This window comes from Gemmobacter fulvus (genome assembly GCF_018798885.1).
GTDB lineage: Bacteria > Pseudomonadota > Alphaproteobacteria > Rhodobacterales > Rhodobacteraceae > Gemmobacter > Gemmobacter fulvus.
On record NZ_CP076361.1, the window covers coordinates 3332141 to 3350016 of the forward strand.

Annotated in this window: 18 protein-coding genes; 7 read left to right on the forward strand and 11 right to left on the reverse strand. The window is 65.3% G+C overall.

Annotated elements, in window-relative coordinates:
* Nucleotides 1-3 precede the first annotated feature (3 nt).
* Nucleotides 4-930, reverse strand: coding sequence for an arginase (rocF, locus tag KM031_RS16150; protein ID WP_215504432.1), 927 nt, complete (start codon nt 928-930; stop codon nt 4-6).
* A 108-nt stretch (nt 931-1038) separates the two neighbouring features.
* On the opposite strand from rocF, the gene KM031_RS16155 reads away from it, so the two are divergent.
* From KM031_RS16155 to KM031_RS16170, 4 genes are all read left to right on the forward strand, one after another.
* Complete coding sequence (locus tag KM031_RS16155) at nt 1039-1470, forward strand: Lrp/AsnC family transcriptional regulator (RefSeq protein WP_215504431.1); 432 nt, start codon at nt 1039-1041, stop codon at nt 1468-1470.
* Between the two features lie 67 nt (nt 1471-1537).
* Complete coding sequence (locus KM031_RS16160) at nt 1538-3511, forward strand: heme lyase CcmF/NrfE family subunit (protein ID WP_215504430.1); 1974 nt, start codon at nt 1538-1540, stop codon at nt 3509-3511.
* 4 nt (nt 3512-3515) lie between these two features.
* Entirely contained in the window at nt 3516-3965 is a 450-nt protein-coding gene (locus tag KM031_RS16165; protein ID WP_215504429.1) for a cytochrome c-type biogenesis protein, read from the forward strand.
* Between the two features lie 62 nt (nt 3966-4027).
* The gene (locus tag KM031_RS16170) at nt 4028-4804 is read left to right on the forward strand and encodes an enoyl-CoA hydratase-related protein (protein WP_215504428.1); all 777 of its coding nucleotides are present in this window, start codon (nt 4028-4030) and stop codon (nt 4802-4804) included.
* A gap of 45 nt (nt 4805-4849) precedes the next feature.
* Here KM031_RS16170 and ilvN read toward each other — a convergent pair whose 3' ends face one another.
* Both ilvN and KM031_RS16180 read right to left on the reverse strand, forming a co-directional pair.
* Complete coding sequence (gene ilvN, locus KM031_RS16175) at nt 4850-5410, reverse strand: acetolactate synthase small subunit (RefSeq protein WP_215504427.1); 561 nt, start codon at nt 5408-5410, stop codon at nt 4850-4852.
* Nucleotides 5411-5483: 73 nt separating this feature from the next.
* The gene (locus KM031_RS16180) at nt 5484-7250 is read right to left on the reverse strand and encodes an acetolactate synthase 3 large subunit (RefSeq protein ID WP_215504426.1); all 1767 of its coding nucleotides are present in this window, start codon (nt 7248-7250) and stop codon (nt 5484-5486) included.
* 435 nt (nt 7251-7685) lie between these two features.
* On the opposite strand from KM031_RS16180, the gene gstA reads away from it, so the two are divergent.
* Nucleotides 7686-8291 carry a glutathione transferase GstA gene (gstA, locus tag KM031_RS16185; protein WP_215504425.1) on the forward strand — a complete coding sequence of 202 codons (606 nt, stop codon included), beginning with the start codon at nt 7686-7688 and terminating at the stop codon, nt 8289-8291.
* Between the two features lie 53 nt (nt 8292-8344).
* Here gstA and KM031_RS16190 read toward each other — a convergent pair whose 3' ends face one another.
* From KM031_RS16190 to KM031_RS16215, 6 genes are all read right to left on the reverse strand, one after another.
* A complete protein-coding gene (locus tag KM031_RS16190; RefSeq protein WP_215504424.1) occupies nt 8345-9187 on the reverse strand; it encodes an arginyltransferase in 843 nt (280 codons plus the stop codon).
* Between the two features lie 104 nt (nt 9188-9291).
* On the reverse strand, nt 9292-9738 hold the full coding sequence (locus tag KM031_RS16195; protein WP_215504423.1) for an RDD family protein: 447 nt from the start codon (nt 9736-9738) through the stop codon (nt 9292-9294).
* Nucleotides 9739-9804: 66 nt separating this feature from the next.
* Nucleotides 9805-10266: a DUF2852 domain-containing protein gene (locus KM031_RS16200; protein WP_246566905.1), complete on the reverse strand. Its 462-nt coding sequence runs from the start codon at nt 10264-10266 to the stop codon at nt 9805-9807.
* A 128-nt stretch (nt 10267-10394) separates the two neighbouring features.
* Complete coding sequence (locus KM031_RS16205) at nt 10395-10736, reverse strand: SMR family transporter (protein ID WP_215504422.1); 342 nt, start codon at nt 10734-10736, stop codon at nt 10395-10397.
* On the reverse strand, nt 10733-11308 hold the full coding sequence (locus KM031_RS16210) for a TetR/AcrR family transcriptional regulator (RefSeq protein ID WP_215504421.1): 576 nt from the start codon (nt 11306-11308) through the stop codon (nt 10733-10735). Before KM031_RS16210 ends, KM031_RS16205 begins: the two co-directional genes overlap by 4 nt.
* 62 nt (nt 11309-11370) lie before the next feature.
* Nucleotides 11371-11841 (reverse strand): YbaK/EbsC family protein, encoded by a 471-nt coding sequence (locus KM031_RS16215; RefSeq protein WP_215504420.1) that lies wholly within the window; start codon nt 11839-11841, stop codon nt 11371-11373.
* A 111-nt stretch (nt 11842-11952) separates the two neighbouring features.
* On the opposite strand from KM031_RS16215, the gene KM031_RS16220 reads away from it, so the two are divergent.
* Both KM031_RS16220 and KM031_RS16225 read left to right on the forward strand, forming a co-directional pair.
* Complete coding sequence (locus tag KM031_RS16220) at nt 11953-14751, forward strand: [protein-PII] uridylyltransferase family protein (RefSeq protein WP_215504419.1); 2799 nt, start codon at nt 11953-11955, stop codon at nt 14749-14751.
* Complete coding sequence (locus tag KM031_RS16225; RefSeq protein ID WP_215504418.1) at nt 14741-15019, forward strand: hypothetical protein; 279 nt, start codon at nt 14741-14743, stop codon at nt 15017-15019. The genes KM031_RS16220 and KM031_RS16225 overlap by 11 nt, the downstream gene beginning before the upstream one ends.
* On the opposite strand, the gene eda is transcribed toward KM031_RS16225, so the two are convergent.
* On the reverse strand, nt 15016-15657 hold the full coding sequence (gene eda / locus KM031_RS16230) for a bifunctional 4-hydroxy-2-oxoglutarate aldolase/2-dehydro-3-deoxy-phosphogluconate aldolase (RefSeq protein ID WP_215504417.1): 642 nt from the start codon (nt 15655-15657) through the stop codon (nt 15016-15018). The genes KM031_RS16225 and eda overlap by 4 nt on opposite strands.
* Before the next feature lie 277 nt (nt 15658-15934).
* Nucleotides 15935-17740, reverse strand: a complete 1806-nt coding sequence (gene edd, locus KM031_RS16235) for a phosphogluconate dehydratase (RefSeq protein WP_215504416.1) — start codon at nt 17738-17740, stop codon at nt 15935-15937.
* Between the last annotated feature and the right edge of the window lie 136 nt (nt 17741-17876).

Genomic DNA, 17876 nt, shown 5'->3' on the forward strand with positions numbered 1-17876 from the left:
CTCTCAGGTAAAGCTGCGGGTCGGGCGGTCAAAGACTTTCTTGCCCATGAGCGAACCGACCAGATCCACCATCAGCTTGGCGGTGCGGCCGCGGTCATCCAGAAACGGGTTCAGTTCCACCAGGTCGAGCGAGGTGACAAGCCCGGATTCATGCAGCAGCTCCATCACCAGATGGGCCTCGCGGAAGGTGGTGCCGCCCGGCACGGTGGTGCCGACAGCCGGCGCGATGGACGGATCAAGGAAATCGACATCGAGGCTGACATGCAGCATCCCGCCCGCCTCACGCACCTTGGTCAGAAAGCTGCGCAGGGGGGCGACGACGCCCTGTTCATCCAGCACGCGCATGTCGTTGATGGCAATGTCATGTTTCAGCAGCGCCGCATGTTCGGCAGGATCGACCGAGCGGATGCCGTAAAGGCAGATCCGGTCTGCCGGAATCGGTGCCGGGAAGGGCGGGAAATCCTCGAACCCGTCGCGCCCGGCAATATAGGCGACCGGGGTGCCGTGCAGATTGCCGGATACCGTGGTCATCGGTGTGTGGAAATCGCTATGCGCATCCAGCCAGAGCAGGAACAGCGGCCGCCCTTGACGGCGGGCAAAGGCCGCAGCACCGGCCACCGACCCCAGTGCCAGCGAATGATCGCCGCCCAGAATGATCGGCATGGCCCCGGCGCTGAGGGCGTCATCGGTGCGGTCGGCCAGAATCTCGGTCCAGCCCAGCGTTTCGGCCAGCTGATCCACCGCAGGATTGGCGCAGGTGACGGGCGGCAGCGCGGGCAGGGCCACATCGCCCCAATCCTCGACCCCGTGGCCCAGATCGCGGATCGCATTCACAAGGCCTGCAACGCGGTAGGCGGCTGGCCCCATCAGGCAGCCGGGGCGGCGCTGGCCGGAATCGATCGGGGCGCCAATGAGGATGGTCTGGGTCATGTCTCGTCTCCTGTTGGCCCAAGATGTTTTCATCTTGCGGCAGGTTCCAGCGGCATTATGATCGTTTTGTGTAACACATCACGCAAAGCGGCGGGAGAATTTGTCAGGATGGATGAAACCGATCAACGCCTGATCGCAGAGCTGCGGCGCGACGGGCGGGCCTCGCTGTCGGAACTGGCCGACAAGCTGGAGATGAGCCGTGCGACCGTGCGCGCCCGCATGGAACGGCTGACGGCGCGGGGCGAAATCGCCGGGTTCACCGTGGTGACGCGTGCCGATGTGACGGCGGCCCCGGTGCGCGGGCTGATGATGATCGGCATCGAAGGGCGGGGCGGCGAAAAGATCATGGCGCGGCTGTCCGGCCTGCCTGCGGTGATGGCGGTGCATTCCACCAATGGCAAATGGGATCTGATTGTGGAACTGGCGACGCAGACCCTGCTGGAGCTGGATGACGTGATTCACCGCATCCGCAATATCGAAGGCGTTATCACATCGGAAACGAATCTTCTGCTATCAACACGCAAGGCGGGGCGGCGATAGGGCGCACTTTCGGCCCATGGCGGGGCCTGCCGCATTGGCATATGGTGGCGCGAACAGGGAGACGCGCATGATCGTAGAACTTGGGCATTTCGCGCTGGTGCTGGCGCTGGCGGTGGCTGTGGTGCAAAGCACCTTGCCGCTGGTGGGCGCGCAGAAACGGTGGAGCGGCTGGATGGCGGTGGCCGAACCTGCGGCGGTGATCCAGCTTCTGCTGATCGCGCTGGCCTTCGGGGCGCTGACCTATGCCTTTGTCACATCGGACTTTTCGCTGCGTCTGGTGGTGCTGAACAGCCATACCGACAAGCCGATGCTCTACAAGGTCTCGGGCGTCTGGGGCAACCATGAGGGGTCGTTGCTGCTCTGGGTGCTGATCCTCGCGCTGTTCGGGGCCTGCGCGGCGGTGTTTGGCGGTAACCTGCCGCCGACGCTGCGGGCGCGGGTGCTGGCGGTGCAGGGGGCGATTGGTGTCGCGTTTCTGACGTTTCTGCTGTTCACCTCCAATCCGTTCCTGCGGCTGGCGGAACCGCCCTTCAATGGCGATGACCTGAACCCGCTGCTGCAAGACCCCGGTTTGGCCTTTCACCCGCCCTTCCTCTATCTGGGCTATGTCGGGCTTTCGATGGCGTTCAGCTTTGCGGTGGCCGCGCTGATCGAGGGGCGGGTGGATGCCGCTTGGGCGCGCTGGGTGCGGCCCTGGACGCTGGCCGCCTGGATCTTCCTGACCATCGGCATCGCGCTGGGATCGTGGTGGGCATATTACGAACTCGGCTGGGGCGGCTTCTGGTTCTGGGATCCGGTGGAAAACGCCAGTTTCATGCCCTGGCTGATCGCGGCGGCCCTGCTGCATTCGGCCATCGTGGTGGAGAAGCGCGAAAGCCTGAAGGCCTGGACGATCCTGCTGGCTATTCTGGCCTTCGGCTTCAGCCTGATCGGCACCTTCATCGTGCGTTCGGGGGTCATCACCTCGGTCCATGCCTTTGCCAATGACCCGGAACGCGGCGTGTTCATCCTGCTGATCCTCGGGGTGTTCATGGGCGGGGCGCTGACCCTGTTCGCCGCCCGCGCCGGCGCGATGGAGGCGAAGGGCGTGTTTTCGATGATCAGCCGCGAAAGCGCGCTGGTGGCCAACAACCTGCTGCTGGCGGTGGCCTGTTTCGTGGTCTTTGTCGGCACGATCTGGCCGCTGGTGGCCGAACTGCTGTGGGACCGCAAGCTGAGTGTCGGCGCGCCGTTCTTCGACGCCGCCTTCACCCCGTTCATGGTGGCGCTGGCGGTGCTGCTGCCACTGGGCGCGATGCTGCCGTGGAAGCGGGCGCAGGCGGGGCGCGCGATGCGTCCGCTCTGGGGCGCGCTGGCGCTGGCGCTGGCGTTGGGGGCTCTGGTGTTCACGCTGCAAACCGGGCGCTCGGTTCTGGTGCCGCTGGGCGCTGTGCTGGGGGCCTGGGTCGTGCTCGGCGCTCTGGTCGATCTGTGGACCCGCGCCGGACGTGGCGGCATCGGCGCAAAACTGGCGCGGCTGACCCGTCTGCCGCGCGCCGATTGGGGCAAGGCCACTGCCCATGCCGGTCTTGGGGCCACCATCTTTGCCGTGGCGGCGATGAATGGCTGGGCGTCCGAGGTGATCAAGGTGGTGCAGATCGGCGAAAGCTTTGATCTGGCGGGTTATAAGGTGCAGCTCAGCAAGGTCGAAGAGGTGCAGGGGCCGAATTACCTGTCGACCACGGCCTCGATGCTTCTGAGCAAGGATGGGGCAGAGATCGCGGTTCTCCACCCGGAAAAGCGCGTCTATCCGGTGCAGGCCATGCCGACCACCGAGGCGGCGCTGGATCAGGGCATGTGGCGCGACATCTATCTGGTCATCGGTGATCCGCAGCAGAATGGCGGCTGGGCGGTACGCGGCTATTACAAACCCTTTGCCAACTGGCTGTGGATCGGCTCGGGGCTTATGGCGCTTGGCGGGCTGCTGTCGCTGACCGACCGGCGTTATCGGGTGGCGGCGGGCGCGCGCCGTGCCACGCCGGCCCCGGTTCCGGCGGAGTGATGCGATGCGCCTGATCCTTGCCCTCTGCCTTACCCTCTTGGCCGCTCCGGCCTTCGCGGTGCAACCCGACGAGGTTCTGTCGGACCCCGCGCTCGAGGCGCGGGCGCGCGAGGTGTCACAACTGCTGCGCTGCCCGGTCTGCCAATCGGAAAACATCGACGATTCCAACGCCGATATCGCCCGCGATCTGCGGCTTCTGGTGCGCGAGCGGCTGCTGGCAGGCGACAGCAATGACGAGGTGCTGGCGTTCGTCGTGGATCGTTATGGCGAATATGTGCTGTTCCTGCCCGGCGCCTCGGGGTACAACCTGCTGCTCTGGCTGGCCGGACCCGCGATGCTGCTGGTTGGTGGCGGGCTTGCCCTCCTGTATCTGCGCCGCAGGCGGCCCGAGACGGCATCGGCCAGCCTCAGCGCCGAGGAAGAGGCGCGCCTGCGCGAAATTCTCAAGCAGTGACGTGCCGTTCTGCTTTTCCCCGATGCCGCAGCCAGTAAGCTGCACACAAAGGGGAGGATGCGATGTATTCCACGATCACGGTAACCGAAGCGGGTGGCGTCGCCACGCTGACGCTGAACCGGCCAGAGGTGATGAACGCCCTGTCATCGCAGATGCGGGTCGATCTTCTGGCCGCAATACGGGATGTGCAGACTCGCGCACGGGCGATTGTGTTCACCGGGGCAGGGCGGGCGTTCTGCTCCGGTCAGGATCTGGCCGATGCGATGGGGCTGGGGCCGGATCTGCCGCTGGAACAGATCCTGCGCGACGAATACGAACCCCTGCTCAATGCCATCTATGATTGCCCGGTGCCGACCATCGCCGCGGTCAATGGCGCGGCCGCCGGGGCCGGGGCCAATCTGGCACTGGCCGCTGATGTGGTGATCGCCGCAGAAAGCGCCAGTTTCGTGCAGGCCTTCACCCGGATCGGCCTGATCCCCGATGCGGGCGGCACCTGGTGGCTGCCCCGGCAGATCGGCGCCGCGCGGGCCATGGGGGCCGCGCTCTTTGCCGACAAGATCATGGCGCGGCAGGCCGCAGACTGGGGCATGATCTATGAGACGGTGGCCGATGCCGACTTTGCCACCCATGTCGCAGCCCGCGCCACCCATCTGGCCCAGGGGCCGACGCTGGCCTACCGGGCGGTGAAACAGGCGCTGCGCGGCGCGCTCAGCCGGGATCTGTCCGCGCAACTGGCGCTTGAGGCGCAATTGCAGGGCGCCATGGGCAAGACCGCCGATTTCCGCGAAGGCGTCGCGGCCTTTCTGGAAAAGCGCAGCCCGCAGTTTCGAGGCGCATAACCGCCAGACGTTGCCTCTCCCCCATGGGGGAGAGGCGGGCACATATCAGGCACCGCGGGCGAGGGCGGCCACGCCAGTGCGCGCCACTTCACGCAGGCCCAAAGGCCGCATCAGATCGGCAAAGGCGTCGATCTTTTCCGGCGTGCCGGTCATTTCGAACACAAAGCTTTCCAGCGTGCTGTCCACCACATTGGCACGGAAGATCTCGGCCAGACGCAGCGCCTCGATCCGCGCATCGCCCTTGCCCGCCACCTTGATCAGCGCCAGTTCCCGCTGCACCGCCGGGCCTTCCACCGTCAGGTCATGCACATCATGCACCGGCACCATGCGGGCCAGCTGCGCCTTGATCTGCTCGATCACCTGCGGCGTGCCGCGCGTGACGATGGTGATGCGCGAGCGATGCCCCTCATGGTCCACCTCGGCCACGGTCAGGCTCTCGATATTGTAACCCCGCCCGGAAAACAGTCCGATCACGCGGGCTAGAACCCCGCTTTCATTGTCGACGAGCACGGCCAGAGTGTGCTGTTCGATCACTTCGGCATTCGGGTCGCGCAGGTCATAGGCGGAATGGCTCGTCGAGCCTTTTTTGATATTGAGCGGCGACATCGCCTCTCCCTTCCATTTCATCTTGGCAAAAATATCCCAGGGGTCCGGGGGCTGGCCCCCGGTCGCTCAGGTCTCACACCAGCACGGCGCCCTTGGCTCCGATCACACCCTGCGTATCCGCCTCGCCCAGCAGCATCTCGTTATGCGGCTTGCCCGAGGGGATCATCGGGAAACAGTTTTCGTGCTTCTCCACCCGGCAATCAAAGATGAACGGGCCGTCATAGCGGATCATCTCCATGATCGCATCATCCAGATCCTTCGGATCGCTGATCTGGATCCCCTTGCAGCCAAAGGCCTCGGCCAGCTTCACGAAATCGGGCAGGCTCTCGCTCCACGAATGCGAATACCGCTCGCCATGCAGCAATTCCTGCCACTGGCGCACCATGCCGAGACGTTCATTGTTCAGGATGAACTGCTTGACCGGCGCGCGGAACTGCATGGCCGTGCCCATTTCCTGCATGTTCATCAGCCAGGACGCCTCGCCCGCCACGTTGATCACCAGCGCATCGGGATGCGCCACCTGCACCCCGATCGAGGCCGGCAGGCCATAACCCATGGTGCCGAGCCCGCCGCTGGTCATCCAGCGGTTCGGGGCCTCGAAGCCCAGGAACTGCGCCGCCCACATCTGGTGCTGGCCCACTTCGGTGGTGATATAACGATCCATGCCCTTGGTCAGCGCCTCGAGCCGTTGCAGCGCGTATTGCGGTTTGATGACCTTCGACGAATTCTGGTAATCAAGGCAGTTCACGGCGCGCCATTCGGCGATCTGTTTCCACCATTTCGCCAGCCCGTCCTTGTTCACCTTGCGGCCGCGCGATTTCCAGATGCGCAGCGCATCCTCCAGCACATGCCCGACATCGCCGAGGATCGGCACATCCACCCGGATCACCTTGTTGATCGAGGAGGCGTCGATATCCACATGCACCTTTTTGGAATGCGGGCTGAAATCGGCTATGCGGCCGGTGATCCGGTCATCGAAACGTGCGCCGATATTGATCATCAGATCACAGCCGTGCATCGCCAGATTGGCCTCGTAAAGCCCGTGCATGCCCAGCATGCCCAGCCAGGCCTTGCCCGAGGCCGGATAGGCCCCCAGACCCATCAGGGTCGAGGTGATTGGAAAGCCGGTGGCCTCCACCAGTTCACGCAGCAGCTGACTGGCGGCGGGGCCAGAGTTGATCACGCCGCCGCCGGTATAGAACACCGGGCGTTCGGCGGTTTCCATCAACTCCACCAGACGGGTGATCTGCTCGATATCGCCTTTGACACGCGGCTGGTAATGGCTGACCTTGGCCTTTTCGCGCGGCATATAGGTGGCCTGCGCGAATTGCACATCCTTCGGAATGTCGATCAGCACCGGGCCGGGGCGGCCCGAGGTGGCCACATGGAAGGCCTGATGGATGGTTTCGGCCAGTTTCTCCGTGTCCTTCACCAGCCAGTTGTGTTTGGTGCAGGGGCGGGTGATACCCACGGTATCGGCTTCCTGAAAACCGTCGGTGCCGATCATGAAGGTCGGCACCTGGCCCGACAGAACCACGATCGGGATGCTGTCCAGCAGGGCATCGGTCAGGCCGGTCACCGCATTGGTGGCCCCGGGGCCAGAGGTCACCAGCGCCACGCCCGGCTTGCCGGTGGAGCGGGCATAGCCTTCGGCCATGTGGATCGCGCCCTGTTCGTGCCGCACGAGGATGTGGCGGATGTCGTTCTGCTGAAAGATCTCGTCATAGATCGGCAGCACAGCCCCGCCCGGATAGCCAAAGACCACCTCGACGCCCTGATCCTTCAGCGCCTGCACGATCATTCTCGCGCCGGTCATGGTGCCCGTATTCGCTCGTGTCATCTTTCCGTCCTCTCGCCGCCCGCGTGCGGCCCCTGTTGCGCAACAAAAAGCCCCCGGTGTTACTCGGGGGCGCATGGGGAACCTGATGGTCTACCGTTACCGGCCCATGCGCGTTTTTCCTACGATAACAAGAAGCGCCCACATCTTCTTTCCCCTTGGAGGCCAATCCTCCGATTGGGCCGGACATTAGGAGCGCCGGGCGGGGGCGTCAATGGCAAAAATTCACTGAAAATGTCGTTTATTGCGTGAATATTGAACTTTAATTACAAAAATAACCGAAATGGCGACACAAGACGCAATCTGCGCAGTGGCGCACAGGCTTTGCGCGGCGCTGAGTCGATTGCGGGGCTGGACCAGCGCGGCAAAACCGGCAAAGTGACGGGCGACAGGGTCAGTGCAGCGATGCCCCGGCCCGCAGCCCAGAAGGACATACAGATGAAGCTTTATTACTCTCCGGGGGCCTGTTCGCTGGCCTCGCATATCCTGCTCAAGGAAGTGGCGGCGGACCATGCGATCGAAAAGGTGGATCTGCGCGCCAAGACCACCGAAACCGGGGCGGATTTCACTTCGGTGAACCCGAAAGGCTCTGTTCCGGCGCTGGCGCTGGACAGTGGAGAGGTGCTGACCGAAGGTGTGGCGATCATGCAATTCGTGGCCGACACGGGCGGCGTGGCCGAATTGTCGCCGCCGGTCGGTTCGTTGGCGCGGGCACGGCTGCAAGAGGCACTGAACTTCATCTCCTCCGAAGTCCACAAGGCCTATTCGCCGCTGTTCCGTGGCCCGAGCGAAGAGGCGAAACCCGCCATCCTTGAAAACCTGACCCGCCGTCTGGGTCAGGTCGAAGCGATCCTCGCGGATGGCCGCGCCTATCTGACCGGGCCGGAGTTCAGCGCGGCGGATGCCTATCTGTTCACCGTGACCAACTGGTCGGGGATGCTGAATGTCGATATGTCGGCCTATCCGGCGCTGGCGGCGCTGCGGGACCGCGTGGCGGCACGCCCCTCGGTGCAAGCGGCAATGAAGGCCGAAGGCCTGATCTGAGAAAACCACTGCCTTTGCCCGGCGGGGCAAGGGCAACCCGCCCTATGGGCACGTCAGGCAGGCGCCTGTCCGGGCCTGGCTTCGGGCAGAGCGATGCGGGCCACCTGTTCGGCAATCGGATCCACCGACAGCGGATGCAGTTCGGCGCGGTGATCGGCGGGATCACCGATCTGTTGCCAGGCCCCGGCCTTGTAGATCTCCAGCGCGTCAAACCCGGCCTTGTATCCCATCTTGCGCGACCCTGGCACCCAATAGCCGAGATAGACATAGGGCAGACCGGCCTCGCGCGCGATTTCGATGTGATCGAGGATCAGATAGGTGCCAAGGCTTTGTGGCGTCAGATCCGGGTCATAAAAGCTGTAGACCATCGACAGCCCGTCATCAAAGACATCTGTGAGGCTGACGGCGGCCAGCGTGCGGTTGCGCCCGCCATCCGGGGCCGCGCGGGTATATTCGATCACCCGCGACCGGATCGGGGTTTCTTCGATCATCGCGGCAAATTCGAACACATCCATATCGGCCATGCCGCCATCGGCGTGGCGATGATCCAGATAGCGGCGGAACAGCGTATACTGATCCTCGGTCGCCCAGGGCGAGGTCGGATTGCGGCGCAGCAGCGCATTGCGTTTCTGGATGCGTTTCTGCGTGCGCGAGGGGGTGAAATCTGCCACCCGGATCCGCGCCGACAGGCAGGCCGAACATTCCGCACAGGACGGGCGATACAGCACATTCTGACTGCGCCGGAAGCCCTGTTTTGACAGCGTGTCATTCAGCTTTTGCGCATGTTCGCCTTGCAGCGCGGTGAACAGTTTACGCTCCATCCGCCCTTCGAGATAGGGGCAGGCCTGCGGGGCCGTCACATAAAACTGCGGCGCGATGGGAAGGGTGTGGCGCATGACCGTAAATGAGGAGGGTTTCTGGCGGCGAGGTTAGCAAGGCCAAAGCCCGCCGCCAAGCGTCCTGTTGCGAAAACTTCATGCAAAAGGCGCAGGATTGTGCCTTATCGCGGCCGATTGATCGCCACGGTGCCCAGAATGTGGTCGGTCAGGCCTTGCCCCCGGGCCGAGGTGAGCATCAGGAACCCCGACAGGATCTGCACCAGCAGCGTGCCGATGGACAGGGTATAGCCCAGCGTGTGCAGAAATGCGGTCGCCAGATCGAAGCGTTCGCCATTGCGGGTCAGCATGACCACATTCATCAGGCGCATCCCCGGCGTGGCCGATCCGCCTGCCAAGGTCAGCACGCGGTAGGTGAAGCTGATGAACAGATACAGCAGCGGCAGAAAGAACAGCGCCGTGAACACGGTGAACGGCACGATCACGGCAGTGATCAGCGCGATCAGGATCGTATCCACCACCCAGGCGAGGGCACGTTTGGTGGGCACGCCGGCATAGAATTCGGCCTGGCGGTCGGGGTCGGGCAAATGGGTGTCGGACAGCGCAAACATGAAAGGGCCTCTGAAAGCTGGGAGGGGGGGCCGGATGCGGCCCCCGTCGGGATCAATATGCGGGGATCAGTATGCCCCGGCCTTGGGCGCTTCGGCAACGGCGGGTTCGGTCACGGGTTCGGCGGCCTTGCGGGCGCGGTCATCCATGAAGCTGTCGAACTCCTGCTTGTCCTTGGCGTCGCGCAGGCGTTGCAGGAAGGATTCAAAGGCTTCCTGCTCGTCTTCCAGCCGTTTCAGCATCTCGGACTTGTAGGCGTCAAAGGCGCTGTTGCCAGAGCTGCGACCGGCAGCCGAGAAGGGGCCGCCGAAACGGGTGGCACGGCGGGACGAACAGGCGGATTTGCTGAACATGCGTTTGCTCCAGATCATATAGGCAAGAAGGGCGAGGCCAACGGGCCAGACGAACACGAAACCAAGGATCATCGCGGCGAACCACGCCGGACGGCCCTTGCTGTCGAGCCAAGCTTCGGCCCGGCGCAGGATGTTCGGGCGGCCGCTCATCGCGGCGGAAGGATAGGCAGTATACATAAGCGGTCTCCCGGTTGCGTTTCTATGTGAATGTCTTTCACATGATGGGAGATGCGCATTGCGGGCGCTGGCTTCAAGAGGCGATGTGAATGTTTTTTACATCACCGTTTGCGGGCGCTGCCGTGGCCTTAATGGGGCACGCTTTTCGACAGGGTGTTGATGATCACCACACCGCCCACGATCAGCACCAGACCCAGCACCGCCCAGAGATCCAGCACCTGCCGGAACACGACATAGTTCACCATGGCGATCAAGACGACGCCCATGCCGCTCCAGACCGCATAGACGATGGCCACCGGCAGCACCTGCACCGTGATCGACAGGCAGAAAAACGCCACCGCATAGCAGGCAGCCATGCCGAGCGTGGGCCAGAGGCGCGAAAACTGCTGCGTCATTGGCAGCAGCGAGGTGCCGATCACCTCGAATCCAATGGCAATGCCAAGAATGGTATAGGTGGCGATCTGGCTCATGGCGTGGCTCCGCAATGGGTAAGGGCGATCAGATGGGCATACAGGGCGGCAGGGTCACAGCGGGCAGGGACGGGCACGGCATAGATCTGCGCCAGCCAGTGACCATCGGCGGCAAGGCGCACCGCCTCCAGCGCCGCCGTGCCATCGGTTTCTTGGTGGCGGGCAAGGCGGGCGGTGATCCAGTCGCGCCAGATCTGCGCCAGCGCCGGGTCGCTGAGGCAGGTCAGGGACAGCGATGCCCAGGGCGAGACGCCCCGCGCCGGATCGGGCGGCGCGAAACTGCAGGCGACATAGGCGCGGGTGAACTGACCATAACCGCCCTGATCGGCAGCAAGGGCGGTGTCGATCTCGGCCTCGATCCGCTGCAAGAGATCGGCGCAGGTGGCCTCGATCAGCCCCTGTTTGCTGCCGAAATGGTGAAACAGCGCGCCTTTGGTAACCCCGGCCGCCGCCGCCACGGCAGGCAGCGACAGCGCCATGACACCCTGATCCACCGCAATGCGCGCCGCCGCATCCAGCAGGGCGCGGCGGGTCTGGTCTGGCGTCTTGGGGCGGCGGTGGGCGTCAGTCATCAGAAGATACCTTTGGGTATGTTTATACATACCGCCCGGTATCTTTTGGGTCAAGCACCCGGTCAGGTGGTGAAATCGGCCAGCTTCGCCCCGGTGATGCGCAGCAGATCCTGCGGCGCGATCGGGAAAATATGCCGGGGCGTTCCGGCAGCGCCCCAGATCACCGGAAAGTCGAGCAGACGCGGGTCAAAGAATTCGGGGCTGGGGCTCAGATGGCCCAGCGGGCTGACGCCGCCAATCGCAAAGCCGGTGGTGGCGCGCACCTGCGCCGCATCGGCGCGGCCCAAAGGCTCGGCCGCAAGGGCCGAGGCCTTGGCCGCATCCACCTGATTGCCGCCTGCGGTCAGGAACAGATAAAGCTGCCCGCTGGTTTGCCCGGCAAAGAGGATGGATTTCACGATCTGATCCAGCGCACAGCCTGCCGCCTCGGCGGCCTGCTGCGCGGTGCGGGTTTCGCCGGGCATTTCCAGCGGCGGCGCGGTGATGCCTGCGGCGTGCAGGGCGGCGGTGACACGGGCAAGGCTTTTGGACATGGGCAGACTCCGGTTTGGCTCTGGGTAATCGGTTGACCGGGCAAAAGGAAGATGGAGCTGCGGCTTGCGAGGGCGTTGACGGCTGCCGCATGGCCGGGCCATGGTCGCGCCATGACATATGCGCCGTTTGCCTCCCGCCTCAGCCGTTCCCCCATCGCCTTTGACACCGCCGCCGGGACGGATGGCGTGGCCGGATTTTCCGACCTTTCGCCCGAGCTGCGCGCGCTGCTGAGCGGGACTGCGGGCTGTTCGCCCTATCTGAAAGGGCTGATGCAGCGCGAGGCAGAGTGGCTGCGCGCGGCGCTGTCCGTCGCCCCCGAAACCGCCCTTGCCGAGGTGCTGGCCGGGCTGGAGCCTTTGGCGCTGGATCTGCTGGGCAGCGGTCTGCGGCAGGCCAAACGGCGCGTGGCGCTGCTGACCGGGCTTGCCGATCTGGGCGGCGTCTGGCCGCTGGAGGCGGTGACCGGCGCGCTGTCGGCGCTGGCCGACCGGGCGGTGGATCTGAGCCTGAAGCGGCTGGTGGCCGAAGAAATCCGGCGCGGCAAATTGCCCGGCCAGACCGCCGAGGATGCCGAAACGGCGGGCGGCATGGTGGCGCTGGCGATGGGCAAGGGCGGCGCGGGCGAGCTGAACTATTCCTCCGACATCGACCTGATCTGCCTGTTCGATCAGGATCGCTACGGGGCCGACTGGCAAGAGGCGCGGGCCGGGTTTATCCGTGTCACACGCAAGATGGCGGGGCTGCTGTCGGATATCACCGGCGAAGGCTATGTGTTCCGCACCGATCTGCGCCTGCGCCCCGATGCGGCGGTGACGCCGGTCTGCATCTCGATGGCGGCGGCCGAGGCCTATTACGAGGCGCAGGGCCGCACATGGGAACGCGCGGCTTACATCAAGGCGCGGCCTGCGGGCGGGGATCTGGCGGCGGGCGCGCGGTTCCTGCGGGCGCTGGTGCCGTTTGTCTGGCGCAAACATCTGGATTTCGCCGCGATTCAGGATGCACATGACATGCGGCTGCGCATCCGCGACCATCGCCGCCTGCACGGCCCGATCAGCCTTGAAGGCCATAACATGAAGCTGGGCGTGGGCGGCATCCGCGAGATCGAGTTCTTCACCCAGACCCGGCAGTTGATCGCAGGTGGCCGCGACCCGGATCTGCGCGACCGCACCACGGTCGGCAGTCTGGCGGCGCTTGCGGCAAAGGGCTGGGTGCCGGGCGATGTGGCCGAAGATCTGACCGGCCTCTACCGCGCACACCGCGAGATCGAGCATCGTTTGCAGATGGTGGCGGATGCGCAGACCCATGACATGCCGCAAAGCGCCGAAGGTATTGCGCGGATCGCCTATTTCTGCGGCGAGACGGATGTGACGCGCTTTCGCGCCGATCTGAAGGCGCGGCTGGAGCGGACGGATGCGCTGGCCGAAGGCTTCTTTGCGCCGGGGCAGGCCGAAGAAGGGCCAGAGCTGTCCGATACCGCGCGGGGCATCGTCGAGGGCTGGCGCAATTACCCGGCCCTGCGCTCCGAACGCGCGGTGCAGATCTTCAAACGCCTGCGCCCGGCGCTGCTGCGCGCCTTGCAGAAGGCCGCCAACCCGGACGAGGCGCTGCTGGCGCTGGACGGCTTTCTGGCCGGGCTTCCCGCCGGGGTGCAATTGTTCTCGCTGTTCGAGGCGAACCCGGTGCTGATCGACCTCATCATCGACATCGCGGGCACCACACCGGCGCTGGCCAAATACCTCAGCCGCAATGCCAGCGTGCTGGATGCGGTGATCGGCGGCTCGTTCTGGGAAGGCTGGCCCGGTACCGTGCCATTGCGCGCCGGGCTGGCGGCGGCACTGGCCGACGTGCCTGATTACGAACGCAAGCTGGATACCGCCCGGCGCTGGTTGAAGGAATGGCATTTCCGCGTCGGCGTGCATCACCTGCGCGGGCTGACCGACGCGTTCGAGGCCGGAAAAAGCTATGCCGATCTGGCCGAGGCGGCGGTCTCGGCACTGTGGCCGGTGGTCTGCGCCGAATTCGCCCGCAAACATGGCCCGGTGCCGGGGCGCGGGGCGGTCGCGCTCAGCATGGGCTCTCTGGGGGCAGGGCGGCTCAACGCCGGGTCGGATCTGGATCTGATCGTGATCTATGACGCGGCAGGGGTGGAGATGAGCGAAGGGCCGCGCCCGCTGGCCGCCCGCCCCTATTACGCGCGGCTGACCCAGGCCATGGTGACGGCGCTGACGGCGCAGATGGCCGAAGGACGGCTTTACGAGGTGGACATGCGGCTGCGCCCGTCGGGGCGGCAGGGGCCGGTGGCCACCTCGGTTGAAAGCTTCCGCGCCTATCAGATGGATGAGGCCTGGACCTGGGAACATCTTGCCCTGACCCGTGCGCGGGTGCTGGCCGGAGAGCCGTCGCTGGCCGCTGATGTGGAGCGGGTGCGGCGCGAGGTGCTGGCCGCCAAGGCCGGCGGGACGGAGGTTCTGCGCAATGTGGCCGAGATGCGGGCGCGGCTGCAACTGGCCAAACCGCCCTCGGGTGCCTGGGAGGCGAAGAACGGCGCGGGCCGGTTGATGGACATCGAATTGCTGGCGCAGACCGCGACCCTGCGCGCCGCCGATCCGGCGCGGCGGGTGGAACAACAGCTGCGCGCGGGGGTAAAGAGCGGTTTTCTGTCGGTTTCCGACGAGACGGTTCTGCTGGATGCCTACAGGCTGCTCTGGCGGGTGCAGGCAGGCACGCGGCTGTTGACCGAGCGGGAGCTGGAGCTGGACAGGCTGGGCGAGGGGGGCCGGGCCTTTCTGGTGCGCGAAACCGGCGCGGCGGATGGTGCGGAACTGTCGGCGCGGCTGGCAGCGGCGGTGCAGGCCGCCGCCGCCGTGATAGAGGCGCGATTGGAAGAGAAGGGCGGCAATGCAGCTTGATCAGGCGGACCCCAAAGGGCTGGTGCGCGAAAGCTATGCGATCGAGGGGATCAGCGCCGGGGAATGCCGGTCCATTTTCATCGACTGGGCGCTGAGCCTGCCAATGGCCGCTGCAACGTCGGCGGCGCTGGCCACGCTGATCGCCCATTATGGCCCCGGGCGCGAAGACCATCCGATGACCGAGGTTCTGCGCGCGGCACTCACAGCCCCCGACACACCGCGCCGCCGGGGCGGGCGCGCCGGGCGCATGACGGCCAGGCCGGATTAACGCGGCAGGGCGGCGGCTTCGGCAGCCAGGGCGGTGATGCCCGCCCAGTCGCCTCTCTCCATCAAGCCCTTGGGCGCAACCCACGAGCCGCCGACGCACAGCACATTGGACAGGCTGAGGTAATCCCGTGCATTGGCAAGGCTGATCCCCCCCGTCGGGCAAAAGCTGACCTGCGGCAGCGGCGCGCCAATGGCCTTCAACGCCGGTGCGCCGCCATTGGCCTCGGCCGGAAAGAACTTCTGCACGGTATAGCCACGCTCCAGCAGCGCCATCACCTCGGAGGAGGTCGCGGCCCCGGCCAGCAACGGCAGGTCATACTCCTCACAGGCGTCAAGCAGCCGGTCGGTGGCCCCCGGCGCGACACCAAACACCGCACCCGCCGCCTTTGCCGCCTTCACATCGGCAGGGGTCAGCAAGGTGCCCGCGCCGACCACACCGCCCGGAACCTCGGCCATGGCGCGGATCACATCAAGCGCAACCGGGGTGCGCAGCGTCACTTCCAACGCAGGCAGCCCGCCTGCCACCAGTGCCTCGGCCAGGGGTCGGGCAAAGGCAAGATCGTCGATCACCAGAACCGGCACCACAGGGGCGAGGCGGCAGATTTCGGCGGCTTTGGCAGAGGCTTGTTGCGGGGTCATATCGGCTCCTTGATCCCGGCGTCAGGCACGGGGGGTGAATGCGGAGCCTCCGGCGGGGATATTTTAACCAAGATTAAAGGAAAGCGGAGGGTCGGCACCCTGCCTCGGGCCATTGGCTGTGCCATCCGGGGGAGACAGGGTGCTTTCACCTTGGGCGATCATCGGCGTCCCCGCCTGTACCGCACCCCATATTCCCCCGAAACCCTTTCATCTTGGTTAAAATATCCTCGCCGAAGGCAAGAAAACTCAAAGCTCGCGCCCCGCAGGGTTTGAGCGACTACACGACCACGGCGGCGCCTTCGGTGGCATTGCCGACATTGCGGCGGAAGGCCTCGAACAGCTCGCGCCCCGTGCCATGGGCATTGGCTGACAGGTCGGCGCGCACAGGGTCGCGGCTGTCGAAGTCTTCGGCCAGCACGGTCAGTGTGCCTGCATCAGCATCAAGGCGGACCAGATCGCCGTCGCGCAGCCGGGCCAGCGGGCCGCCCATGGCGGCTTCGGGGCTGACATGGATGGCGGCGGGCACCTTGCCCGAGGCGCCTGACATGCGGCCATCGGTGACCAGCGCCACCCGCAGGCCACGATCCTGCAGCACCGACAACGTCGGAGTCAGCGAGTGCAGTTCTGGCATGCCATTGGCGCGGGGCCCCTGGAAGCGCACAACTACCACCACATCCGAAGTAAACTCGCCCGCCTTGAAGGCACGCTTCACATCTTCCTGATCGTGGAAGATTCGGGCGGGGGCTTCGATCACATGGCGGTCAGCGGCAACCGCCGAGACCTTGATGACGCCGCGCCCGAGGTTTCCGGTCAGCTGTTTCAGCCCGCCGGTGGCGGCGAAGGGGGCGCTGGCAGGGCGCAGGATGCGGTCATTGAGCGTGTCTGCCGCGCCATCCTCCCACACCAGCTTGCCGTCGCGCAGCTTCGGTTCCTGCCGGTAATGGCGCATGTCGTCGCCTGCGATGGTCTTGGCATCGGGGTGCAGCAGCCCGGCATCGAGCAATTGGCCGATCATGTAGCCAAGGCCGCCGGCGGCGTGGAAATGGTTCACATCGGCCAGCCCGTTCGGATAGACCTTGGCCATCAGCGGCACCACATCGGAAATATCGGCAAAATCCTCCAGATCGAGGATCACGCCTGCGGCCCGGGCCATGGCAGGCAGGTGCAGCACCAGATTGGTGGAGCCGCCGGTGGCCATCAGCCCGACAAGCCCGTTCACGAAGGCGCGTTCGTCCAGCACCTCGCCCACCGGGCGGAAGTCATTTCCCTGTGCGGTGATCTGGGCAGCACGTTCCACGGCGGCGAGGGTCAGCGCCTCGCGCAGCGGCGTGCCGGGATTGACAAAGCTGGAGCCGGGCAGGTGCAGGCCCATGAATTCCATCAGCATCTGGTTGGTATTCGCAGTGCCGTAGAAAGTGCAGGTGCCCGGCCCGTGATAGCTGGCCATTTCGGCGGCCATCAGCGCCTCGCGCCCCACTTCGCCGGTGGCGAATTTCTGGCGGATCTTGCCCTTTTCGTCATTCGGCAGGCCGGAGGTCATCGGGCCTGCGGGCACGAAGACGGCGGGCAGATGCGAGAAGGTGGCCGCCGCGATGATTAGGCCCGGCACGATCTTGTCGCAGACGCCAAGGAATACCGCCGCGTCAAAGGTGTTGTGTGACAGCGAGACCCCTGCCGCCAGCGCGATCACGTCGCGCGAAAACAGCGAAAGCTCCATCCCGGCCTGTCCCTGGGTGACGCCATCGCACATGGCGGGCACGCCCCCGGCCACCTGGGCGGTGGCCCCGGCGCGGCGGGCGGCCTCGCGGATCAGGCGGGGATAATCTTCATAGGGCTGGTGCGCCGACAGCATGTCATTATAGGCGGTGACAATGCCGATATTGGGCAGGCGCGCCTCGGCCAGAGCGGCCTTGTCGGTGCCCATGGCGGCATAGGCATGGGCCTGATTGCCGCAGGCCAGATGCGCGCGTGCCGGGCCTTGCTGTGCGGCTGCGCGCATCCGGGCGAGATATTCGCCCCGCGGTCCTTCGGATCTGGCGCGGATACGGTCTGTCACACGGGCGATGGTGGCGTTGAGCGTCATGGCTTGCTCCCGTTGAGGCGGCTTTGCATTGGTGTAGCAGAACTTGTTAGCGCTAACAACCCCGCAGCCCATCAAGGCCGTCTCTTTCCCTCTGGCCAGTTTGACGCCTGAGGGGCGGAAGGTCAATTCCGAAGCG

Bases quoted from the DNA above. Each gene is read 5' to 3' on its own strand.
- KM031_RS16205 (WP_215504422.1), bottom strand. From the start codon at position 10,736: ATGAGCCAGATCGCCACCTATACCATTCTTGGCATTGCCATTGGATTC.
- edd (WP_215504416.1), bottom strand. From the start codon at position 17,740: ATGACGCTCAACGCCACCATCGCCCGTGTGACAGACCGTATCCGCGCC.
- KM031_RS16215 (WP_215504420.1), bottom strand. From the start codon at position 11,841: ATGTCCAAAAGCCTTGCCCGTGTCACCGCCGCCCTGCACGCCGCAGGC.
- KM031_RS16190 (WP_215504424.1), bottom strand. From the start codon at position 9,187: ATGCGCCACACCCTTCCCATCGCGCCGCAGTTTTATGTGACGGCCCCG.
- rocF (WP_215504432.1), bottom strand. From the start codon at position 930: ATGACCCAGACCATCCTCATTGGCGCCCCGATCGATTCCGGCCAGCGC.
- KM031_RS16170 (WP_215504428.1), top strand. From the start codon at position 4,028: ATGTATTCCACGATCACGGTAACCGAAGCGGGTGGCGTCGCCACGCTG.
- KM031_RS16165 (WP_215504429.1), top strand. From the start codon at position 3,516: ATGCGCCTGATCCTTGCCCTCTGCCTTACCCTCTTGGCCGCTCCGGCC.
- KM031_RS16160 (WP_215504430.1), top strand. From the start codon at position 1,538: ATGATCGTAGAACTTGGGCATTTCGCGCTGGTGCTGGCGCTGGCGGTG.
- KM031_RS16210 (WP_215504421.1), bottom strand. From the start codon at position 11,308: ATGACTGACGCCCACCGCCGCCCCAAGACGCCAGACCAGACCCGCCGC.
- KM031_RS16180 (WP_215504426.1), bottom strand. From the start codon at position 7,250: ATGACACGAGCGAATACGGGCACCATGACCGGCGCGAGAATGATCGTG.
- KM031_RS16225 (WP_215504418.1), top strand. From the start codon at position 14,741: ATGCAGCTTGATCAGGCGGACCCCAAAGGGCTGGTGCGCGAAAGCTAT.
- KM031_RS16220 (WP_215504419.1), top strand. From the start codon at position 11,953: ATGACATATGCGCCGTTTGCCTCCCGCCTCAGCCGTTCCCCCATCGCC.
- KM031_RS16200 (WP_246566905.1), bottom strand. From the start codon at position 10,266: ATGTATACTGCCTATCCTTCCGCCGCGATGAGCGGCCGCCCGAACATC.
- ilvN (WP_215504427.1), bottom strand. From the start codon at position 5,410: ATGTCGCCGCTCAATATCAAAAAAGGCTCGACGAGCCATTCCGCCTAT.
- KM031_RS16195 (WP_215504423.1), bottom strand. From the start codon at position 9,738: ATGTTTGCGCTGTCCGACACCCATTTGCCCGACCCCGACCGCCAGGCC.
- eda (WP_215504417.1), bottom strand. From the start codon at position 15,657: ATGACCCCGCAACAAGCCTCTGCCAAAGCCGCCGAAATCTGCCGCCTC.
- KM031_RS16155 (WP_215504431.1), top strand. From the start codon at position 1,039: ATGGATGAAACCGATCAACGCCTGATCGCAGAGCTGCGGCGCGACGGG.
- gstA (WP_215504425.1), top strand. From the start codon at position 7,686: ATGAAGCTTTATTACTCTCCGGGGGCCTGTTCGCTGGCCTCGCATATC.